Source organism: Paenibacillus jiangxiensis (genome assembly GCF_046098255.1).
In the GTDB taxonomy this organism is placed as follows: Bacteria; Bacillota; Bacilli; order Paenibacillales; family Paenibacillaceae; genus Paenibacillus; species Paenibacillus jiagnxiensis.
The window spans coordinates 67667-86380 of record NZ_JBJURI010000006.1 but is presented as its reverse complement, the minus strand read 5'-3'; the positions used below and the strand labels follow the sequence as shown (position 1 = coordinate 86380).

Annotated in this window: 15 protein-coding genes and 1 pseudogene; 4 read left to right on the top strand and 12 right to left on the bottom strand. The window is 49.4% G+C overall.

Annotation, left to right across the window (positions count from 1 at the left end):
• Positions 1–47: 47 nt before the first annotated feature.
• The 3 genes and pseudogenes from ACI1P2_RS08290 to ACI1P2_RS08280 all read right to left on the bottom strand — a co-directional run bounded on the left by ACI1P2_RS08290 (position 48) and on the right by ACI1P2_RS08280 (position 3140).
• Positions 48–528 (bottom strand): annotated as a pseudogene (locus ACI1P2_RS08290) (glycosyltransferase).
• A gap of 229 nt (positions 529–757) precedes the next feature.
• The gene (locus ACI1P2_RS08285) at positions 758–1252 is read right to left on the bottom strand and encodes a hypothetical protein (protein ID WP_355318642.1); all 495 of its coding nucleotides are present in this window, start codon (positions 1250–1252) and stop codon (positions 758–760) included.
• A gap of 115 nt (positions 1253–1367) precedes the next feature.
• Complete coding sequence (locus ACI1P2_RS08280; RefSeq protein WP_355318640.1) at positions 1368–3140, bottom strand: thiamine pyrophosphate-binding protein; 1773 nt, start codon at positions 3138–3140, stop codon at positions 1368–1370.
• 279 nt (positions 3141–3419) lie between these two features.
• On the opposite strand from ACI1P2_RS08280, the gene ACI1P2_RS08275 reads away from it, so the two are divergent.
• From ACI1P2_RS08275 to ACI1P2_RS08265, 3 genes are all read left to right on the top strand, one after another.
• Positions 3420–3563, top strand: a complete 144-nt coding sequence (locus tag ACI1P2_RS08275; protein ID WP_355318638.1) for a hypothetical protein — start codon at positions 3420–3422, stop codon at positions 3561–3563.
• Positions 3564–4373: 810 nt separating this feature from the next.
• Positions 4374–4679, top strand: a complete 306-nt coding sequence (locus ACI1P2_RS08270; protein WP_355318636.1) for a hypothetical protein — start codon at positions 4374–4376, stop codon at positions 4677–4679.
• 91 nt (positions 4680–4770) lie between these two features.
• Entirely contained in the window at positions 4771–5316 is a 546-nt protein-coding gene (locus ACI1P2_RS08265; protein WP_355318634.1) for a hypothetical protein, read from the top strand.
• 93 nt (positions 5317–5409) lie between these two features.
• Here ACI1P2_RS08265 and ACI1P2_RS08260 read toward each other — a convergent pair whose 3' ends face one another.
• The 5 genes from ACI1P2_RS08260 to ACI1P2_RS08240 form a co-directional block, all read right to left on the bottom strand.
• Complete coding sequence (locus tag ACI1P2_RS08260) at positions 5410–6564, bottom strand: glycosyltransferase family 2 protein (protein ID WP_355318632.1); 1155 nt, start codon at positions 6562–6564, stop codon at positions 5410–5412.
• A gap of 193 nt (positions 6565–6757) precedes the next feature.
• On the bottom strand, positions 6758–8404 hold the full coding sequence (locus ACI1P2_RS08255) for a glycosyltransferase family 4 protein (protein WP_355318630.1): 1647 nt from the start codon (positions 8402–8404) through the stop codon (positions 6758–6760).
• 142 nt (positions 8405–8546) lie between these two features.
• Positions 8547–9332 (bottom strand): FkbM family methyltransferase, encoded by a 786-nt coding sequence (locus ACI1P2_RS08250; RefSeq protein WP_355318628.1) that lies wholly within the window; start codon positions 9330–9332, stop codon positions 8547–8549.
• A 339-nt stretch (positions 9333–9671) separates the two neighbouring features.
• On the bottom strand, positions 9672–11462 hold the full coding sequence (locus ACI1P2_RS08245) for a collagen-like triple helix repeat-containing protein (protein WP_355318626.1): 1791 nt from the start codon (positions 11460–11462) through the stop codon (positions 9672–9674).
• 277 nt (positions 11463–11739) lie between these two features.
• Entirely contained in the window at positions 11740–12159 is a 420-nt protein-coding gene (locus ACI1P2_RS08240; protein ID WP_355318624.1) for a hypothetical protein, read from the bottom strand.
• A gap of 418 nt (positions 12160–12577) precedes the next feature.
• Between ACI1P2_RS08240 and ACI1P2_RS08235 the strand changes: the two genes are divergently transcribed.
• Positions 12578–12862: a hypothetical protein gene (locus ACI1P2_RS08235; protein ID WP_355318622.1), complete on the top strand. Its 285-nt coding sequence runs from the start codon at positions 12578–12580 to the stop codon at positions 12860–12862.
• 97 nt (positions 12863–12959) lie between these two features.
• Here the strand turns inward: ACI1P2_RS08235 and ACI1P2_RS08230 are convergent, their stop codons facing one another.
• The 4 genes from ACI1P2_RS08230 to ACI1P2_RS08215 all read right to left on the bottom strand — a co-directional run bounded on the left by ACI1P2_RS08230 (position 12960) and on the right by ACI1P2_RS08215 (position 18487).
• Positions 12960–14048 (bottom strand): glycosyltransferase family 2 protein, encoded by a 1089-nt coding sequence (locus tag ACI1P2_RS08230; RefSeq protein ID WP_355318620.1) that lies wholly within the window; start codon positions 14046–14048, stop codon positions 12960–12962.
• Between the two features lie 227 nt (positions 14049–14275).
• Positions 14276–16129, bottom strand: a complete 1854-nt coding sequence (locus ACI1P2_RS08225; RefSeq protein WP_355318619.1) for a collagen-like protein — start codon at positions 16127–16129, stop codon at positions 14276–14278.
• Between the two features lie 227 nt (positions 16130–16356).
• Positions 16357–16776, bottom strand: coding sequence for a hypothetical protein (locus tag ACI1P2_RS08220; protein ID WP_355318617.1), 420 nt, complete (start codon positions 16774–16776; stop codon positions 16357–16359).
• A 604-nt stretch (positions 16777–17380) separates the two neighbouring features.
• Complete coding sequence (locus tag ACI1P2_RS08215) at positions 17381–18487, bottom strand: glycosyltransferase family 2 protein (RefSeq protein ID WP_355318615.1); 1107 nt, start codon at positions 18485–18487, stop codon at positions 17381–17383.
• Positions 18488–18714: the final 227 nt, after the last annotated feature.

Here is an 18714-nt window from a genome sequence, read left to right as displayed (position 1 = left end):
TGGAGCTCAGGACCGAGGCCGCTTACCTGTTTTTTTTACAATGAACCTTATTTCCTACCCACCACTGCATCTCTGCCATATTCGAACAGAAATTTTATCCTGTAATACTCAAAGACAAGATCTCGCTCCATAACTCCACAGTTATGAAGCACCCACGGTTCAGCCTGGGGCGGGATGCCCACAGAGTACCCTCTTCTCTTGAATTCGAAGCATTGGGATACGGTTTTCAAGTATTTTGCCATAACATTGGTCCGACTCCCACCAAAGCCCGCTATCCGGAACAGTTCCCGAACCAATAAGCCCGACCAGACCGAGCTGCGGATGGGTATTGAACAATTCAAGCAGATCGTGAATAAAGTTGCGGTTCATGATATATGTATCCTGGTGCAAATAGACCTTGTACTTCGCCCGTGATGAGCGAATGGCCTGATTATAACCGGAGGTGAGGCTGGACGCTCCTCTGATGGCGAGGGCTTGGGTATGAACACCTGACGCGGTACAGTCAGATAACGAATGTGCTCCTTGCATACTTTGTACAATTCCTCATCATTCACGCAGGTTATAAAGCAAACGGAATTTTCCTCTTCTGTCATTGTCTTCACTCTCATTCCCGTATGATCTCCTGAATCATATGAAGCTGTGTTTTGGAGTATAACCGTAATCTAAAAAAAGAAGCAGCTTAATCGCTGCCTCTTTCAATTGCGCACCCGAGTTATGAAGGAACTATAGGGGAGCTAACCATCCGTCCATTCATTCGTTATCTCTTTCTCATGGGCTTGCTTGCAAATTTGCTGCTAAGCTTGCTGCCGGATTTGCTGACTGCTCTGCTTTTCATTTTTGCTCTGGCGCTGCTGACGCTTGCCTTACGGCTCGCACTGGACTTGCTGCCCGCGCTGACTTTACGGCCGCTCGCGGCCTTACGGCTCACAGCAGCCTTGCGGCCTGCTGCGGATTTCTTCTTGAGGTTCTTTTTCCGGTAGCTGCTGACGCTTGCTTGCCCAGCGAAACCGTATCCTCCAGGATTATATCCACCCAGGTCCTGCGGAGAATCAATCTCGTCTCTTACAGAGTATACATAAGAATGCTGATACACAGGGCAGCAATGATATTTTTTCACAATCTCAATCGGATGAATGACCTGAACCAGTTGTTTCTTGTAAATGTTCTGAACCTGAGTCTGCGTTGGAGCTGTAACCATTTGATCAGGGCAATTTCCGTTGCTGCAGTCTGCACCGTAGTTGTAACCGGACATTCAAACACCTCCCTTTTGTTATACTGCATTATATGTCATTGAAGGGGAGGAGCTTGTTTATTCGTCTATGTCCAGTAAAATAGGTGCCTGACTCGGGCTCGCTGCGGGCAGAGGGTCATTGCGGTTCCGGAAGCGGCTTGGTGATCATGAGGGATTTCAGCTCGCTCCGCTCCAGAAACGGGTACATATCTTCAATCGGCCGGTTCACCGCCAGCTTCGGACGCACTTCCGTCTCCATCCCCAGATGGATATCCACAAGGCGAGGCCCCGCAGTTTCCAGCGCTTCGCTTATGATGTACTGAGCCTCTTCAAACCTCGTAATCCGCTTCGCCGGAATGCCGTAAGCCTTCGATACCTTCACCAGATCAGGACATTCGTAGCCTTCGACGGTCGATTGCCGGCGTCCGTCCATATACATATCCTGAAATTGCCGGACAATCCCCAGATGATGATTATTCATAATGAAGATTTTCAGCGGCAGCCGGTGCTGCACAATCGTCTGCAGCTCCTGGATGTTCACCTGAAATCCTCCGTCACCTGCAATGACAACGACCCGAGACCCCGGCCGGCAGATCGCGGCTCCAATCCCCGCCGGAACGGCAAATCCCATGGCTCCCATACCGCCTGCGTTCAACAAGCGCTGCCCCTTCTTTAATTGAAAAGACTGGCTGGCCCACATCTGATGCTGACCGACGTCGAGCACAATCAGATCATTCTCCTCGCAGCATGCGGACAGGAGCTGAATGAACAGATTCGGATCGATGATGCCACGCTTCGTCGGCTTCACACCGCTTGGATAGCGGAGCATATAATCCTCAATCGTCCGCTTCCATGCCGCATATTTATTCTTCGGGGCCTTGGGCAGCCGCTTGTTAAGCTCCTTCAGAAATCGCTTGACATCGGCATGAATGGCCACATCCGCCCTGACCTTGGCGTTCAGCTCGGTGGAATCGATATCCACGTGAATCTTTCTGGCTCCGCGCGCAAAGGTTGCCGGTTGAGTGCCGGTCTGGCGGGTATCCAGCCTGGAACCGAGAACGAGCAGCAGGTCGCAGTTCGCCACAGCCAGATTGCTGTAGCGGTTCCCATAGGTGCCGATTAACCCTATGCTCAAGGGATGGCTGGTGGGAAGAGCATCCAGTCCAAGCAGGGAGCTGACGACGGGAATGCTGCTCCTGTCTGCCAACTCCTGCAGCTCCGAAGCCGCGTTCCCGGCCCGGACCCCTCCGCCGACAAGAATCAGGGGACGCTTCGCCTGACTGAGCAGGTCAAGAACCTTTTCCAGTTCCGGGATTCCATCGGCACCCGCTTCATCATCGTACTGACGGTGCTCCTCGCTGCCGAAGAAGCTTTCCAGCTCATCCGGCTCGATCTGCGCGCGCTGCACATTCAGCGGCAAATCCAACAGGACCGGGCCAGGACGGCCATTCTGGGCGATGAACACCGCCTTCTCCAGCTCATACCGGATCTTCTTTTCGTCAATCACCAATTTCGCATACTTCGTAATCGGCTTGACGATACTGACGACATCCGTTTCCTGGAAGCCGATTTGTCTCACAGGCCGGTCAAACTTGAATTCATACGTATTGACTTGCCCGGTAATAAACAGACACGGCACCGAGTCAAAATAACAGCTGCCGATCCCAGTCAGCAAATTCAGCGCCCCCGGTCCACTGGTAGCCATCGCCACTCCAAGCTTGCCATTGATCCGGCTGTAGCCTTCGGCCGCGAAGGCGGCGGCCTGCTCATGGTGCATCGATACCGTATCGACCTCCCTGGCGTCAATGGTTGAATCGATCAGATGGGCAATGGCCTCGCCGGTCATTTCGAATATATGTCTGACACCTTGCCGGCTGATGAAGTCGATGACATAATCGGATAATTTCACCCTGATCCTCCTTTTAACAGATGCCTTGCATTAAGCTGCCGCCATGTACACCCCGCATCCTTCTCTCTCTATGACCATCTACTTCATATCCGTACGCTGCCTTCATTCGGGCCGAATCCATCGTGATTTACAGCTTTGTTATATCTATATGTGCCCACCTGCAAATGATGTGCCTGCAAAATGAGGAACACAAACCGAAGCATAATTGATGGACTGACGAATATGATGTAGTAAAGCGGACAGGCAAAGAGAAATTGACAACGAGCTGGAGGGTGCAATGTGATCAGAGAGATAAAAGAACGCTGCGTTCTGAACAATGGAGTGGAAATACCGTGGCTGGGGCCGAATGAAATGCTTGTGGGAGAAGAGGTCAAGCGTTATGGACTTCCAGGGCGGGAGCCGTTCATAACGATCAAACTGTGATAAAAATGTCACTTGCGATTATGCCGGCGATTAGCGCCTTGAACCTCAACCAAAGGTTCGGTGGACATCCCGATCCATTCGCGTTTCGGGATTGACGCCTTTAATATAGATGACGGCTGTACACAGGCCCGCGGAAGTCGCGACCCCGCTGGCTCCTGCTGTACATGTCCTGTCGCCTCTTGTATGCTTGCAGGCCATACCTTTGAAGAGCTGAGGATCGCGTCTGATCGCGAAATCCTACCGCAACACTGGAGCATCGGCTGGAAACATGGTTGTCCGCTGCTCATTGTTTGCTCTGGCAGCTCAGGTATGGCCGGTTATAAAACCTCATTCTTTGCTTTTAAGAGCATAGACCGAATTGCAGCTCCCGCCCCTGGTCCAAAACGTATTTTTGTCCATGGACCATGAGCTGCATATTCTGTACCTATGCTTCTGATGTTCATGAGCAGTAGTACTACATACGCATATAAACTATTTAATGCTCTACTATGTACACTATTTAATGCTCCTGACGCTCTTATAATTTCTTATGCTTCAATGTAAAAATCCTCAATATAACAATAACAGATCATATATCTATAACTCTGTTTGTTTTTACATTTAATCGTTTCTGTTTATGGATCGTTGTTTTATTAGGTTCATAGCTCATAAGCTGTTCACAAATCATTATTTCAAATTTTAAATATGACAACAACTTCTTTACGTGACGTAAATGATCCGATTTAAAGGTCAAAATAAGAATTTTTTGTATTAATAAGCTGCTGACTATGCTACAATACACGTAATAACGTCACTAAGGAGGCTGGTATTGTGAACGAGGAAATTTTGACACAGATACTAGGAAAATTAGAGTCCATTGACAACCGTATGGACTCCTTTGAAACACGTATGGATTCTCTCGAAACCAACATGGTACGCATGACGGAACGCCTCGATTCTCTTGAAACCAAGGTGGATCGTATTGAAAATAAACTGGACAAGACCTTTGAACAGGTGGCAAGTCATACAGAGACCATCCATGAAATTGTCGCCACGCAAGAACGGCACGAACGAATTCTGGGGGAATTGTCCGTACGGTCGATTGAGCAAGAAGCCTATATGCGTCAAGATAAATAAACCAATTTCCCATATATCTTTCATAATTATGAATATATCAAAGCAGGCCTGAACATAATACGTCTACTATATGACTAAGGAGATGGCCGCTATGATGCAATGGATCAAATTCGTAGTTATGGGGATTGTGTTCTGGCTCATTGCCACAGCCTTCTTCAGGCTGCTTGGCCCGTATGTACTGCTCGGCCCGCAAGAGACCTACTTCGTTTCGTTCCTGCTCCTGCTGCTGTCCGTCATCCTGCTGCTCGTCGCCGGGATATCCCTGTTTGTCAGGCTGCGCATGTACCGCGACCGAGGCTCCGCGACACGTTTCGGCTTCTGGCTGGCTTTGAGCGGACTGGTGATGAACGGGTTCATTTTTATTTATCGGTCTTATGTATACCCGGACTTCACTCCGCAGCAGCATGAATCTTATATCATCTGTATCCTGTTCGGCTGCGCATTGGCGCTGTGGGTCCCTTCCCTGATGGACCGGCTGATCCGCACCAAGACAAAAAAGGTAACGTTCGAAGCAAACGTGGACTCCGGGAAATCTTCCATCACCGATGCGAATCCCGTGACTTCCCCGCAGGATGCGGACATCCTCGATGAACATCAGGAGTTTCATGCACCCATGGATGAATCCAAGCGTGAATGAGACGAATCCCGGAAAATGGCAAAGGCCACTTGCAGGACTGCTGGTGGCCTGATGTTTCCCCTATAATCTTTAAGCATCTTATACACCCAAAAGCTACCGGATTCGGATTCTGGCATCACCGAACATCAGACTCGCCAGGGTTAAATAAAGGTCTGCATTCATCCGGTCTCCGGCGGATCCGTGCAATTTCCCAAGTCCCACACATGCCAGATAGGTGCCGTGCCCTGACACGCCTGGATATTCATCCTGAGCAGGTCCCAGGCTCAGCGCTTGCCTTAATGTATCAATGGCTTTGCCTGTTTGGCCCAGTGCCTGCAAGCCGTTCGCCATCAGGTGATACAGATCCGTGAAGTCCGGGAACAGCGTAATACTTTCCATGCTGTAATGAACCAAGTCGTGAGATTTCCCCATGGTTTCCAGTGTCATCAGCCTGTATTTATGCGCACTGGACAGTACAGTCTTCGGGAATCCGGATGGATCTTCCAGTGCTGAATTAAAATGCTTCAGAGCGTTCTCCAAATCATTCATTCGATAAAGCTCAATCCCCAGGTAATAGTGATACTGCCGATAATCCGGGTTCTCCCTGAGAGACTGCAGGAGCAGAGATATATTTCGTCTGATTTTGTCCTGGCGCAAAATATTTTTGGCCAGATTCCCATAATGATGGATATGGATATCGACCTGCCCAACCTTCACTTCTGGATTGGCCCACAGCATGCTCGGCAGAATTTGTTCGTGAATCCTGCCTTCAAACCGGTATTCCGGCCGATTACGCACCATCCGATCCAGACTGGCATGTGATGTTTCTCCCGTTTCCAGATGGTTGATGAAATAAAATTGAATGGCTTCGATATTCTGCTCACGGATTGCATCCCGGGTTAGAAGCTCTTTGAGCTTGTCGGCCTCTTCCACATCCATCTCTTCATCAGCGTCCAGCCACAAAATCCAGTCTCCCGTAGCTTCTTCGAAGCCCCGATTGCGGGCAGCCGAGAAGCTATCCTGCCATGGTATATGAATCACTTTCGCCCCGAAGGCCTCGGCAATCGATACGGTATTATCCGTTGAACCGGTATCTACAATAATGATTTCATCCACAATGCGCATGACACTGCTGAGGCATTTCGGAAGATATTCTTCCTCGTTCTTTACAATCATACATAGCGAGATGCTTGGTTTATCCATAGCCCACCTCTTAATTGAAATACGGATGAGTCCCTCATCCAACGCCTGAACGTTGAATTCAGACATTCGTCCCTCCATTCTATTCCCTTGAGCTCTGTCCTAGACCAATGGGGTTACAGCAAAGTGAGGAATGACGTCCCTATATTCTATTGACCTGCTGCAGAAAAGTTGTGGGCTTGTGGCACTGGACAGCAAAAGGCCATGCCTGCCGCAATGGCCTGCATAGCTTGAGTATGGCGCACTAACAAGTGTTTCTTTTTTATGCCCGGAAAGCCTTGTAGGTCAACGGATACGATTTATGCAAAGCGCTTGTATTGAAAAAAAACTCCGGGTAGTGTATTGAATCCCCTAATGTATTTATAAGATTAATCTCATGATTATGATCCAGGCTGGGATTGGTTAACTTCACCAGTACAACATATAAGTAGTAGATGTCCGTATAATCCGGATACATCTGAATAGCTTCGCGTGCAATGTTCAAAGCATCCTCATCTTTCTCCAGTTCTATTAGACATAAGATGACCCACTTGGTGAATACTGCTTTATATTTAGGATCGCTTGCCTCATTTGTTTTACTTGCAAATGCAGCTAATGCCTGTTCGTAATGTTTTTGCAGAAAAAAGTCCAATCCTCCCTGATACATATCCATGGTGTTGGGATTGCCTTTTACTACACAAAAAATGCGTTCCCTCGCCTTCACAAAGGTATTCTTTTTACGCGCGGCAATTTCCCACCTGCCTATATCATGGTGTTCCAGCCATTGGTCATAGAGCTTTGGAACCTCGATTGTGTCGCTGTGGGTTTTCGTAAGAAAATCTGTAAATTTTTCATAATCCGCGTTATTCAGGAAATCCCTCTGGCTCACATAGATATCCCACTCGTCCAGCCCCTGGACTGCGGGAATGGAGTAAGAGGCACAATGCAAATAATATTCAGCCAGCTTCTTCACGATCACCGACCACTCAAAGTTGGCAGCGGTTAGCAATCCTTGTTGTACCAATTCATGTTTAAGCTCTTCATTTCCGATCACACGCAGCATCTGTTCTGCCAGACTATTCGGGTTGTGGATCTCTGCGAGCAAAGCGTTAGACCCGTCAACAGCATACTCCAGCACACCTACGTTCTTGGTAGTCACCACGGCGCACCCGCAAGTCATGGCTTCGAGCACAGGCAGTGAGAAGGATTCATAGTGGGAGCCTGCAACAAACACTTCTGCCCCTCTATATAACGCGGCAATATCTTGCTGCGAAGGCTGAACGAACACTTTTCCAACCCCCGGGATTTGCGAAATATCCGTTGCAGGTTCTGAAGTTGAGATCCACAGCAATTCCAACTGAGGGTGAACCTGCTGAACCAGCTTAAAAGCCTCCAAAACATCCTTGACCCCTTTAAATTCGACATGGTCGCTTCCCATGATCAATACATATGGAGCGTCCCATGCAAACTTGCTGCCCGTGGCATTAAAATTCTGATGATCCACTGCATTATGAATGACCGCAGCATCGCGATCATAATATTTTTGAATTAAATCTGCTGTTGGTTTGGACACCGTGAACACAAAATCAGCCAGTTGAAACTGCTTATAAGCAAAATCTATTTCCCCTTGGCTTAAACGATCGTAATCAAACAGATGTCTATCCCCTTGTTCAAAGTAAACGACAGGAGCGGCGTTGGCCTTAACACACTCATAAATGTGGTGATAATAAGTCGCAACAATCAGATCACATCTGGGCATGGCCTCCCCTACATCCATCCCGAAGGGGACTTGTGTGTACTCGGCATTCAGCTTGAACCAACGCGGACGGTCGAAATGGGATAAAATGGTTACCTTAGCTCCCAAATCAACCAGACGATTAGCCTGCTCGAATATAATCTTAACCCCGCCCCAGACTCCAACCTGATTCATGACATATACAATATGGCAGTCCGATAAGGCTGGTGCCGATTTCTGAACTAATTCTTTTCGATCGGGTTCTATGTTCTCAACATCCCTGCTTCGTCTGAGAAATTGTTCCCATCGCAAGCCCTCTATCATTATCTCCTCTCCTTCAATTAAATTGAATCAGAGCAAATGGATAAAAATCGTGAGAAATGACCTCCTGAAGCTTAACTGGAACCGGGTCTCCTTCGGTACTTAACACATATAACCGTCCCCCATGATGATTAAGTATCAGATTTAATAATTGAATAAAGGGTTCACACTCTTCGCCAAGCATCGGTCTATTCCATTCAAAGGATATATTTTTTATTTTCCCCTGCTTGATTAGTCCCCTCATGCCGAGAAAAGCTTGATACTCTCCTCCCTCGATATCAATCTTCACCAAATCGATTCGATCCATATCCATAAGTTCGCTGTCCAGAGTGACTCCTGGGATCGATATCTTCTTATAGTGATCAACTACATTGTTATCCTCAGGTCTTTCGTTAATGGAAGAATAACAAGGAAATCGTTCAGATATCTGAATTTCCAGGTTTTTATTTTCAGAATAAATAGCCTTATTGATCAGGGCAACCCGATCAGTAACCCAATTCATTGCAAGATTGTCCTGAAGAAATGGAAGCATTTCAGGATTGGCTTCATAACCGATTACTTTTCCTTGTGCTCCCACTTGTTTTGCGGCAAGCAGGGTGAAGTAACCTATATTTGCTCCAATATCAACAACAGTGTCTCCTGTTTTTATATACTTAAGAAAAAAGCTTGTTAACGGATATTCGAAATATCCAGTCGTCACCAAAACAGGCATTAAACTATAATCTTGTGATGATATTGTAAGCCATCCGCCATACCCTAATTTTATAAGCATTTTATGATCACCAATATAAGTACCGTTCATTTGTCCGCTCCTTTTCTCCTTTGCTCCGTATCTCTCCCTTCAATCATATTCAGATAACTGCTTGATATGACTTCTCTTAAGCCTCAAAATTGGATATGAGCAGGGTAAAGAGGGGATTTTCAGTCATATTAAAAGCCCGCTCGTTATTGGGTACGAGTGAGCTTTATGAGTGCGGAGCATTTGCCTAAGTGTCTGGAGAGCGCAGCGCATATATCGTGGAAAAAAATCCGCAGGAGCAATGACTTGTTGCAACTCCACTGTTTCCTGCGGAAACGTGCCCATTCGGATAGCGCCGTCAATACGAAAGGCATGATTTCACAAGGGTGCAAACATGCGCAATTACATGAGTTTGATAATGTTCACGTTAGCATTAGAATATTGCGAAGCAGCCGCGTTAGAGTTGGTGTCATTTAAAGTTAGAGTAGATGTTGTGGCTCCAGTACTAATAATGGCACCACCTGCCAGTGTAGCATTTCCATTTGCTACTCCTGTCGCAACGGATTGTGTTCCAGGAATCGCTGCCCCATTTTCAAACAGTGCCAATGATCCCGAAAATGAACCTGTATTAGTAATTAACGGAGTTGTCGCAGTATACGTTACGTAGTATGACTGGTTAGGGGCAAGCAGGAAGTCAGTATTGTTTGGATGTGTAATCGCAGATCCAGACGACGAAGCTCGTGTATTGACGAGACTTAGTGGCTGACCAAACTGTGCCGTTTGCGCAGCGACTTGATAGGCAGACAGGAAATTTTGTAATACTGCTGGTGCTGTCGCCCCAGTTGCTCCTGTCGCGCCGGTGTCTCCGGTGGCTCCTGTTGCTCCGGTCGCTCCCGTGGCTCCGGTGTCTCCGGTTGCTCCTGTTGCTCCGGTCGCTCCCGTGGCCCCGGTGTCCCCGGTGGCTCCTGTCGCTCCTGTTGCACCGGTCGCTCCCGTGGCTCCGGTGTCTCCGATTGCTCCCGTCGAACCTGTCGCTCCCGTGGCTCCGGCGTCCCCGGTTGCTCCTGTCGCGCCGGTCGCTCCCGTGGCTCCGGTGTCTCCGGTTGCTCCCGTCGAACCTGTCGCTCCCGTGGCTCCGGCGTCCCCGGTTGCTCCTGTCGCGCCGGTCGCTCCCGTGGCTCCGGTGTCTCCGGTTGCTCCCGTCGAACCTGTCGCTCCCGTGGCTCCGGTGTCCCCGGTTGCTCCTGTCGAGCCGGTAGATCCTGTTGCTCCCGTGGAGCCTGTTGCTCCCGTGGAACCTGTTGCGCCGGTAGATCCTGTCGCGCCGGTGGAGCCTGTTGCTCCCGTGGAACCTGTTGCGCCGGTGGAACCTGTTGCTCCCGTGGAACCTGTCGCGCCGGTGGAGCCTGTTGCTCCCGTGGAACCTGTCGCGCCGGTGGAGCCTGTTGCTCCCGTGGAACCTGTCGCGCCGGTGGAGCCTGTTGCTCCCGTGGAACCTGTCGCGCCGGTGGAGCCTGTTGCTCCCGTGGAACCTGTCGCGCCGGTGGAGCCTGTTGCTCCCGTGGAACCTGTCGCGCCGGTGGAGCCTGTTGCTCCCGTGGAACCTGTCGCGCCGGTCGCGCCGCTTGAGCCTGTGGCTCCGCTTGAGCCCGTAGCTCCTGTAGGACCTGTCACTCCGATTCCAGTAGCACCCGTGGCTCCCGTAGGACCTGTCGCGCCGGTCGCTCCTGGTGCACCAGGATCACCTTTGGGTCCTGTTGGACATGTTGGACACGTTCCTGGCGGCCCTGCCGGACCCTGCGCTCCTGTGGCTCCCGCTGGACCTGTCGCGCCTGCCGGACCGGTTGGTCCCCCTGGAGGTCCTGGAGGTCCCGGAGGACCGGTTGGCCCCACAATATTCGTAGCGCACAGGGCTGTTTCCAATTTGTTGCTCAGTACAAAGTCTTTATTGACCGTTTCTTGAAGCGTTTTCCGAATGCTGTCGTTTACAGCCAATATATCGCTGATCGTTGCGGGCGGTCCTGATACACCTGGCAATGTCCCCAGTACATATTGAAGCTTCTCGCCTTCCGCATTCAAAATATGACTGAGCCCCAGCTCTTCCATCGCGATCGATGCGACGATCAAGGATATGGCGTCATCTCTTGTAATTGTGATCGTTGGCGTAATATTAGGCAGATTGGCTTGAGACATTTATACATCTCCCTTCACCTTTGATAATCCAACATATTCTCTCACATTCTCGGTAGTGTTAGTTGAACACCTGTTTTGGTCATACTTTTGAAAAATGGATGGAACGGACGCCGAAAAAGAGACTAGCCTGCTCCACCATGCCTATCTGCGCTAAACGAAAGCTTTCTTGACCAGGTTTCTGATAGAACCGGAAGAAACTAAAAAAAGCCCGCATCATGAGAAGCACCATGATGCGGACTTTTTTGACACTCGTTTTTTTCAAACAACGCAATACCGATTACTTTTGACTTTGGGTGAAAGAGCGATGCAGGAAGCGAAAATAATCTGAAACATATCTAAAACGGCCTTCCTGAATCATGTTATCGATGATGTCCCAATCTTGCTGGGGCAGAGTTACGGTATAGTGTCTTTTGATGCCCCCCTTGGGCTTGGGGCCAGGTTTCTTTCGAACCTTGCCTTGGTGATCGATCTGACTTGCCAATCCTCTGACTTCTTTCTCCAAGTCGTTCAGTTGTTTATAAATGCTGTGCAGTCTCCATTCATTATCGAAGGTGAAATCAAGCCGTTCCCTTTCCTCGGTGTGGTCATGATTTGCTCCCATTTCATTTTCGCTCATGCTAGTCAACATATGCTCCACCATGATTTGAATGTTTCTCAACTGCTTCAAATATTCCTTACGCTCTTCTTGACTGTTCATTCCGATCATCCTTCGATTTGGAAATTGCCCTTAATCACCAGGATGCGTTTCATGAAGCTATTAAGGCTTTAAGGAAAGGTTTGTCTAGATGTGTCCACCTCTCCAGAATCGTAAACGTCTGAAGGCCCATTTCTATATTCTATGACCGGCGCAGAAAGATAAGAACATTGGTTTGTTCACTGGAAGTATACTTCCGACACGTCCGATCTGTTCGCAGGATGCGAATAAAGACCGGACGTCAACGCCGTCCGCATATGTATAATATCTCTATGATATCGCCAAAGAGTGGATTTCTGTGAACGCGGAAATAAGGGGCTGAGCCATCCAATGGGGAGGTGTTCAAGATGAAGTGTAAAAAAACAGTGACTTCGATAATGCATAGACGCATGCTATACTGATCATATGGGAGAGTGATAATGTGAATGAAGAATTCCTAAAAGCAATCGAGCAACTGTTGGATCAAAAACTTGCACCTATACATGATCAACTTGAAAAAGTGGACCATGAGTTTGCATCTGTACACGATAAACTTGAAAAAATGGACCATAAGTTAAATCTGTTGGTTGAGAGTCAACCAGAAGACATTGGTGCCATACTGGAAATTATCAACAAGAAACTGGATGAGATTAAAACAGACGTAGAATTTACTTTTCATAAAGCGTCTCAAAATGAGTTAGAGCTTAACCGTTTGAAACATCAATAATGACAAAACTCCCAAATGATCATAGGTCACTGAAAAACTAAAAAGAGACATCTGCCATTAGAAATTCGAGACGGATGCCCCTCTTTTTTTATTTTACTCAGCTGCTCACGGTCATCCTCCTATTGTCAACCTTCAGAGCCGCCAGCGTAAAACAGATGTCCGCTTCCTCCGGTTTATCAGCTGATTCGAACAATAAGCCGAGATCCCGGCATGTTAAATAAGTCCCGAATCCCACGATGGAGGGGTATCCCTGCTCGGCCGGACCCGTCTTGAGCGCCTGCTGCAATGAACGGATGGCCTTGTCAATTTCCCCCAGACCCACGTAACCGATGGACTGTAGATGATACAAATCCGTGAATCCGGGAAATTGAGCAATGCTGTCCGTACTGTGCCGGACCAGATCGTCGTAACGCCCCATGTCCGCCAGGATTCCGAGCCTGTATTTGTGCGCATTGGACAGTAGGGGTATTCCAAAATCGCCCTGCTTGCTCAAAAATTCATTAAAATGATCGAGTGCCCCCTTTAAATCTCTGCTTCGGAATAACTCAACGCCCAAAAAGTATAAATAATGCTCTGCATCCGGCTGTTCCAACATCGCTTGACGAAGCAGCGTGGTATTACGGCGTATTTTATCCTTATCGGCAATATTTTGGGGCAGATACCCATGATGGTAGACATGAATGTCAATCTGACCGATTGTCAGGTCCGGAGTGAATTTCAGCATATTGGGGAGAATCTGCTCGTGAATTCTTCCTTCAAAGCGGTACTGCGGCCGGTTCCGTACCATTCGGAGCAGAGAATTGTACTCCAGTCCGCCTTCATAGAGGTTGCTGACCACCAATAGAAGGCCCTCTATTCCAGGCTCACTGGCCTCACCACGGGTCAGCAGTTCCTTGAGCTTGCCGGCTTCTTCCACATCCATCTCTTCATCGGCATCCAACCAGAGAATCCAGTCCCCTGTCGCTTCATCGAAGCTCCGGTTGCGGGCGTCCGCAAAGCTGCCTTGCCACGGCATCTGAATCACTTTGGCCCCGTACGCCTGTGCAATCGCCACAGTATCGTCGGTGGAACCGGTATCCACAATTATGATCTCATCTACAATACGCTGGACGCTCCTGAGACATTGCGGAAGATATTTTTCCTCGTTCCTGACGATCATACATAACGAGATGCTTGGTTTCTCCATGCCAACCCACCTCTTTACTATAAATACGGATAAATCCCTCGCTCAGGAATCGGTTATGTGCAGTCTCAAAATACCTGTCATTCTATTGTATTCTATGACGGCCCGTCTCAGACCAACACAGGATTCATATTACAAGCCGCAATTCTCCGGACGGTCTTGAAATGAGATCAGCCACCCTTCAGCAGAGGTGTATAACGCCTGAAGGGTGGCCAAGATTTTATCATTTATTAAGCCAGCTTGATCACAGTTATACCCGTATTAGCAAAGGTATTAGAAGCAGTGCCCTGGTTAAGAAGGGTCAACTCGCCTCCTCCCGACCCGGTCTGAATGACGGATGAACCTCCGACATTCACGCTGTCAGCAGTTACTCCCCTAAGGTTAACGTTTGTTTGGGTTCCGAGAAGTCCGACGCCATCCAGAGCTAAAACGGCAGAATAAATCCCTGTAGCTGTACCGCCCCCACCAGTTTCTGTAACAATATTTGTGTTATATGAGACAGAGTACTGCTGATTGGGGGCCAGGAAGATCGTAGGGGAACCGTTAGGGTGAGTGATGGCCGTTCCACTGGAAAACGTATTATGGTCAAGCGGTATGGCTTGACCTGGAGCAACCAAAGGTCCGGATGCGCCTTGATCAACTACTGCCGTCAAATTGTTCGAGGTTACCGTTGGGCCGGTTGGGCCGGTCACTCCCGTGGCTCCGGTTGCTCCTGTGTCCCCGGTTGCTCCGGTCGAGCCGGTCGCTCCCGTGGCTCCGGTGTCTCCGGTTGCTCCCGTCGAACCTGTCGCTCCCGTGGCTCCAGTGTCTCCGGTTGCTCCCGTCGAGCCGGTCGCTCCCGTGGCTCCGGTGTCTCCGGTTGCTCCCGTCGAACCTGTCGCTCCCGTGGCTCCGGTGTCTCCGGTTGCTCCTGTCGAACCTGTCGCTCCCGTGGCTCCAGTGTCTCCGGTTGCTCCGGTTGCTCCGGTCGCTCCCGTGGCTCCGGTGTCTCCAGTTGCTCCCGTCGAACCTGTTGCTCCCGTGGCTCCGGCGTCCCCAGTTGCTCCTGTCGCGCCGGTAGAACCTGTTGCGCCGGTGGAACCTGTTGCTCCCGTCGAACCTGTCGCGCCAGTAGATCCTGTCGCGCCGGTAGATCCTGTGGCTCCCGTGGATCCTGTGGCTCCCGTGGAACCTGTCGCGCCGGTAGATCCTGTGGCTCCCGTGGATCCTGTTGCTCCCGTGGAACCTGTTGCGCCGGTAGATCCTGTTGCGCCGGTAGATCCTGTTGCTCCCGTGGAACCTGTTGCGCCGGTAGATCCTGTTGCGCCGGTAGATCCTGTTGCGCCGGTAGATCCTGTTGCGCCGGTAGATCCTGTTGCTCCCGTGGAACCTGTTGCGCCGGTAGATCCTGTTGCGCCGGTAGATCCTGTTGCTCCCGTGGAACCTGTTGCTCCGGTGGAACCTGTTGCTCCCGTGGAACCTGTTGCTCCCGTGGAACCTGTTGCGCCGGTCGCGCCGCTTGAGCCTGTGGCTCCGCTTGAACCCGTGGCTCCTGTCGCGCCCGTGGCTCCTGTAGGACCTGTCACTCCGATTCCAGTAGCACCTGTGGTTCCCGTAGGACCTGTCGCGCCGGTCGCTCCTGGTTCACCAGGATCACCTTTGGGTCCTGTTGGACATGTTGGACACGTTCCTGGCGGCCCTGCCGGACCCGTCGCTCCTGTGGCTCCCGCTGAGCCCGTCGCGCCTGCCGGACCGGTTGGTCCTCCTGGAGGTCCTGGAGGCCCCGGAGGACCGGTTGGCCCTGCAAGATTGGTAGCATCCAGAGCTGTTTCCAATTTGTTGCTCAGCACAAAGTCTTTATTGACCGTTTCTTGAAGCGTTTTCCGAATGCTGTCATTTACAGCCAAGATATCACTGATCGTTGCAGGTGGTCCTGATACACCAGGCAGAGTCCCCAGTACATATTGAAGCTTCTCGCCTTCCGCGTTCAATATGTGACTGAGCCCCAATTCTTCCATCGCTATCGAGGCGACGATTAATGATATGGCATCATCTCTTGATAGAGTGATCGTTGGCGTAATATTAGGCAGATTGGCTTGAGACACGCATACCTCTCCTTTCACCTTTGATAATCCAACATATTCCCCCTCATTGTCTGTAGTGATAGGCAAACGTATGGTTTTGTCCCATTTTTGAAAAATAGGTGCAACCCTTTCTATCAGGTGTATCTGATAGAACCGGAAGAAACCCAAAAAAAAGTCCATATCATAAGGAGCAACATGATGCGGACTTTTTTTTGACACTCGTTTTTTTTCAAGCAACGCAATACCGGTTATTTTTGACTTCGGATGAAAGAGCGATGCAAAAATCGAAAATAATCTGAAACATATCTAAAACGGCCTTCCTTAATCATGTTATCGATGATATCCCAATCTTGTTCCGGCATGGTTACGGTATAGTGTCTTTTGATTCCTCCTTTGGGTTTGGGGCCTGGTTTCTTTCGAGCCTTACCTGGGTGATCGACCTGACTTGCCATTCCTCCAACTTCTTTCTCCAAAACGTTCAATTGTTTATAAATGCTGTGCAATCTCAATTCAATTTCGAAGATGAAGTCAGGCCCTCCCCTTCCTTCCGTGTGGTTATGATTGGTCCCCATTTCATTTTTGCTCATACTAGTCAACATACGTTCCACCAGAATTTGAATTTGTCTCAGCCGCTCCAAATATTCCTTACGCTCTTCTTGATTATTCATTCCGATCATCCTTTGATTTGGAAATCGTCCTTAATCACCAGGATGCGTTTCATGAAGTAAGATTTATGGAAATTTCATTAATATTAAGAGGTATGCCTCCTTCTCCTGGAACAACTTCGCTGTTTCTAGTATTTATGTAGCTAAATTATTCGCCGTTATTGTTGGACCGGTTGAGCCTTACTCCCCACTGCTATATTCTATGACTGATGCAGAAATACAAGAACATTGGTTTGTTCACTGCAAGTATACTTCCGACACGTCTGACCTGTTCGCCGAATGCGAATAAAGACCGGACGCCAACGCCACGCCATCACATATGCCAAAGAGTGGATTTCTGTAAACATGGAGATAAGGGGACGACCAATCCAATGGGGAGGTGCTCAAGAAAGAACATAGCACTCAAGTGCAATCCGGTTGGGATGCAACCTGAGCTAGGGGATAAATGGAAGTGACCACCCTTCAGGAACGTGTTAACGTGTGAAGGTTGGCGTGGAATGCTTTGGCTTTACTCAGCTGTCCCCTGTCGCTTCATCGAAGCTCCGGTTGCGGGCGTCCGCGAAGCTGTCCTGCCATGGTATCCGGATGATTTATATTTTCTGCAATCTTAAGAAACCCGAGGCTCTTGGAAGATGATCCTCGCATCGCCAGTCATGACACTCGCCAGTGTAAAATACAAGTCCGCGTCCTTTGAGTTCCCGACGGATGCGCACAACTGCCCGAGGTCCCGGCACGTTAAAAAAGTGCCGTGTCCGGCTACGCTCGGATACCCCTCCTCAGAGGGACCCATGCTTAGCGCTTTCCGTAACAGCTCCATGGCCTTGCCGGTTTTCCCCAGTGACTGATAGCCAGCCGCGCTCAGGTGATATAAGTCCGTGAATCCGGGGAATTTAGATATACTCTCCTCACTGCAGCGGATCAGGTCATCGTAACGCATCAGATCTGCCAGCATAATGAGCCTGTATTTATGCGCACTGGCTAACAGCGCCTTTCCAGTATCAGCTTCCGCCCTGTTCAAAAATACATTGATGTGGCGGAGAGCTTCCTCCAAATCATTAATTCTGTACAGCTCAACGCTCAAATAATAATAATAATGCGAATATTCCGGATACTCCGCCATGGATTGCTGAAGCAGCGTGATATTGCGGCGGATTTTATCCTGATCGATTACATTTTGGGCCAGATAACCGTAATGATGAACATGAATATCCACCTGTCCAAGCTGCAGACCAGGGTCGAACTTCAGCATATTGGGCAGAATCTGTTCGTGAATCCTGCCTTCAAAGCGGTATTCCGGTCGGTTCCGAACCAACCGATGCAGGTAATTGTACTCAACGCCTCCCCCTTCAAGGTGATTGCAGAACACAAATTGAATACCCTCGATCCGCTGTTCACGGACGGCATCCCTGCTCAGCAGCTCCTTGAGCTTCTCGGCTTCATTCTCATCCATCTCTTCATCGGCGTCCAGCCAGAGAATCCAGTCTCCTGTCGCCTCATCGAAGCTCCGGTTACGGGCATCCGCGAAGCTGTCCTGCCACGGCATCTCGATGACTTTGGCCCCGAAGGCCTTGGCAATCGCCACCGTGTCGTCCGTGGATCCGGTATCCACAATAATGATCTCATCCACAATGTGCTGGACGCTGCTGAGGCATTTCGGAAGATATTTCCTCTCGTTCCTGACGATCATGCATAACGAAATGCTTGGTTGATCCATAACTCACCTCTTTACACCAAGTACGGATAAATCCCTCGTTCAGGAATGTGTATGTGTGATCTCAATTTATATGTCATTCTATTGTATTCTATGACGGCCTGTCTTAGACCAACATAGAATTCATATAACAAGCCTCAGTTCTGCGGATGACCTTCAAACGTTATGTCTATGAAGAAACAATGTAAAAGATACCCTTCGGAACGGTATAAACGTCCGAAGGGGAACTA

What these genes read in the sequence shown, in the direction of transcription:
- ACI1P2_RS08255 (WP_355318630.1), bottom strand. Translation starts at nt 8,404, where the DNA reads ATGAATCAGGTTGGAGTCTGGGGCGGGGTTAAGATTATATTCGAGCAG.
- ACI1P2_RS08285 (WP_355318642.1), bottom strand. Translation starts at nt 1,252, where the DNA reads ATGTCCGGTTACAACTACGGTGCAGACTGCAGCAACGGAAATTGCCCT.
- ACI1P2_RS08240 (WP_355318624.1), bottom strand. Translation starts at nt 12,159, where the DNA reads ATGAACAGTCAAGAAGAGCGTAAGGAATATTTGAAGCAGTTGAGAAAC.
- ACI1P2_RS08215 (WP_355318615.1), bottom strand. Translation starts at nt 18,487, where the DNA reads ATGGATCAACCAAGCATTTCGTTATGCATGATCGTCAGGAACGAGAGG.
- ACI1P2_RS08245 (WP_355318626.1), bottom strand. Translation starts at nt 11,462, where the DNA reads ATGTCTCAAGCCAATCTGCCTAATATTACGCCAACGATCACAATTACA.
- ACI1P2_RS08250 (WP_355318628.1), bottom strand. Translation starts at nt 9,332, where the DNA reads ATGAACGGTACTTATATTGGTGATCATAAAATGCTTATAAAATTAGGG.
- ACI1P2_RS08260 (WP_355318632.1), bottom strand. Translation starts at nt 6,564, where the DNA reads ATGTCTGAATTCAACGTTCAGGCGTTGGATGAGGGACTCATCCGTATT.
- ACI1P2_RS08230 (WP_355318620.1), bottom strand. Translation starts at nt 14,048, where the DNA reads ATGGAGAAACCAAGCATCTCGTTATGTATGATCGTCAGGAACGAGGAA.
- ACI1P2_RS08265 (WP_355318634.1), top strand. Translation starts at nt 4,771, where the DNA reads ATGATGCAATGGATCAAATTCGTAGTTATGGGGATTGTGTTCTGGCTC.
- ACI1P2_RS08220 (WP_355318617.1), bottom strand. Translation starts at nt 16,776, where the DNA reads ATGAATAATCAAGAAGAGCGTAAGGAATATTTGGAGCGGCTGAGACAA.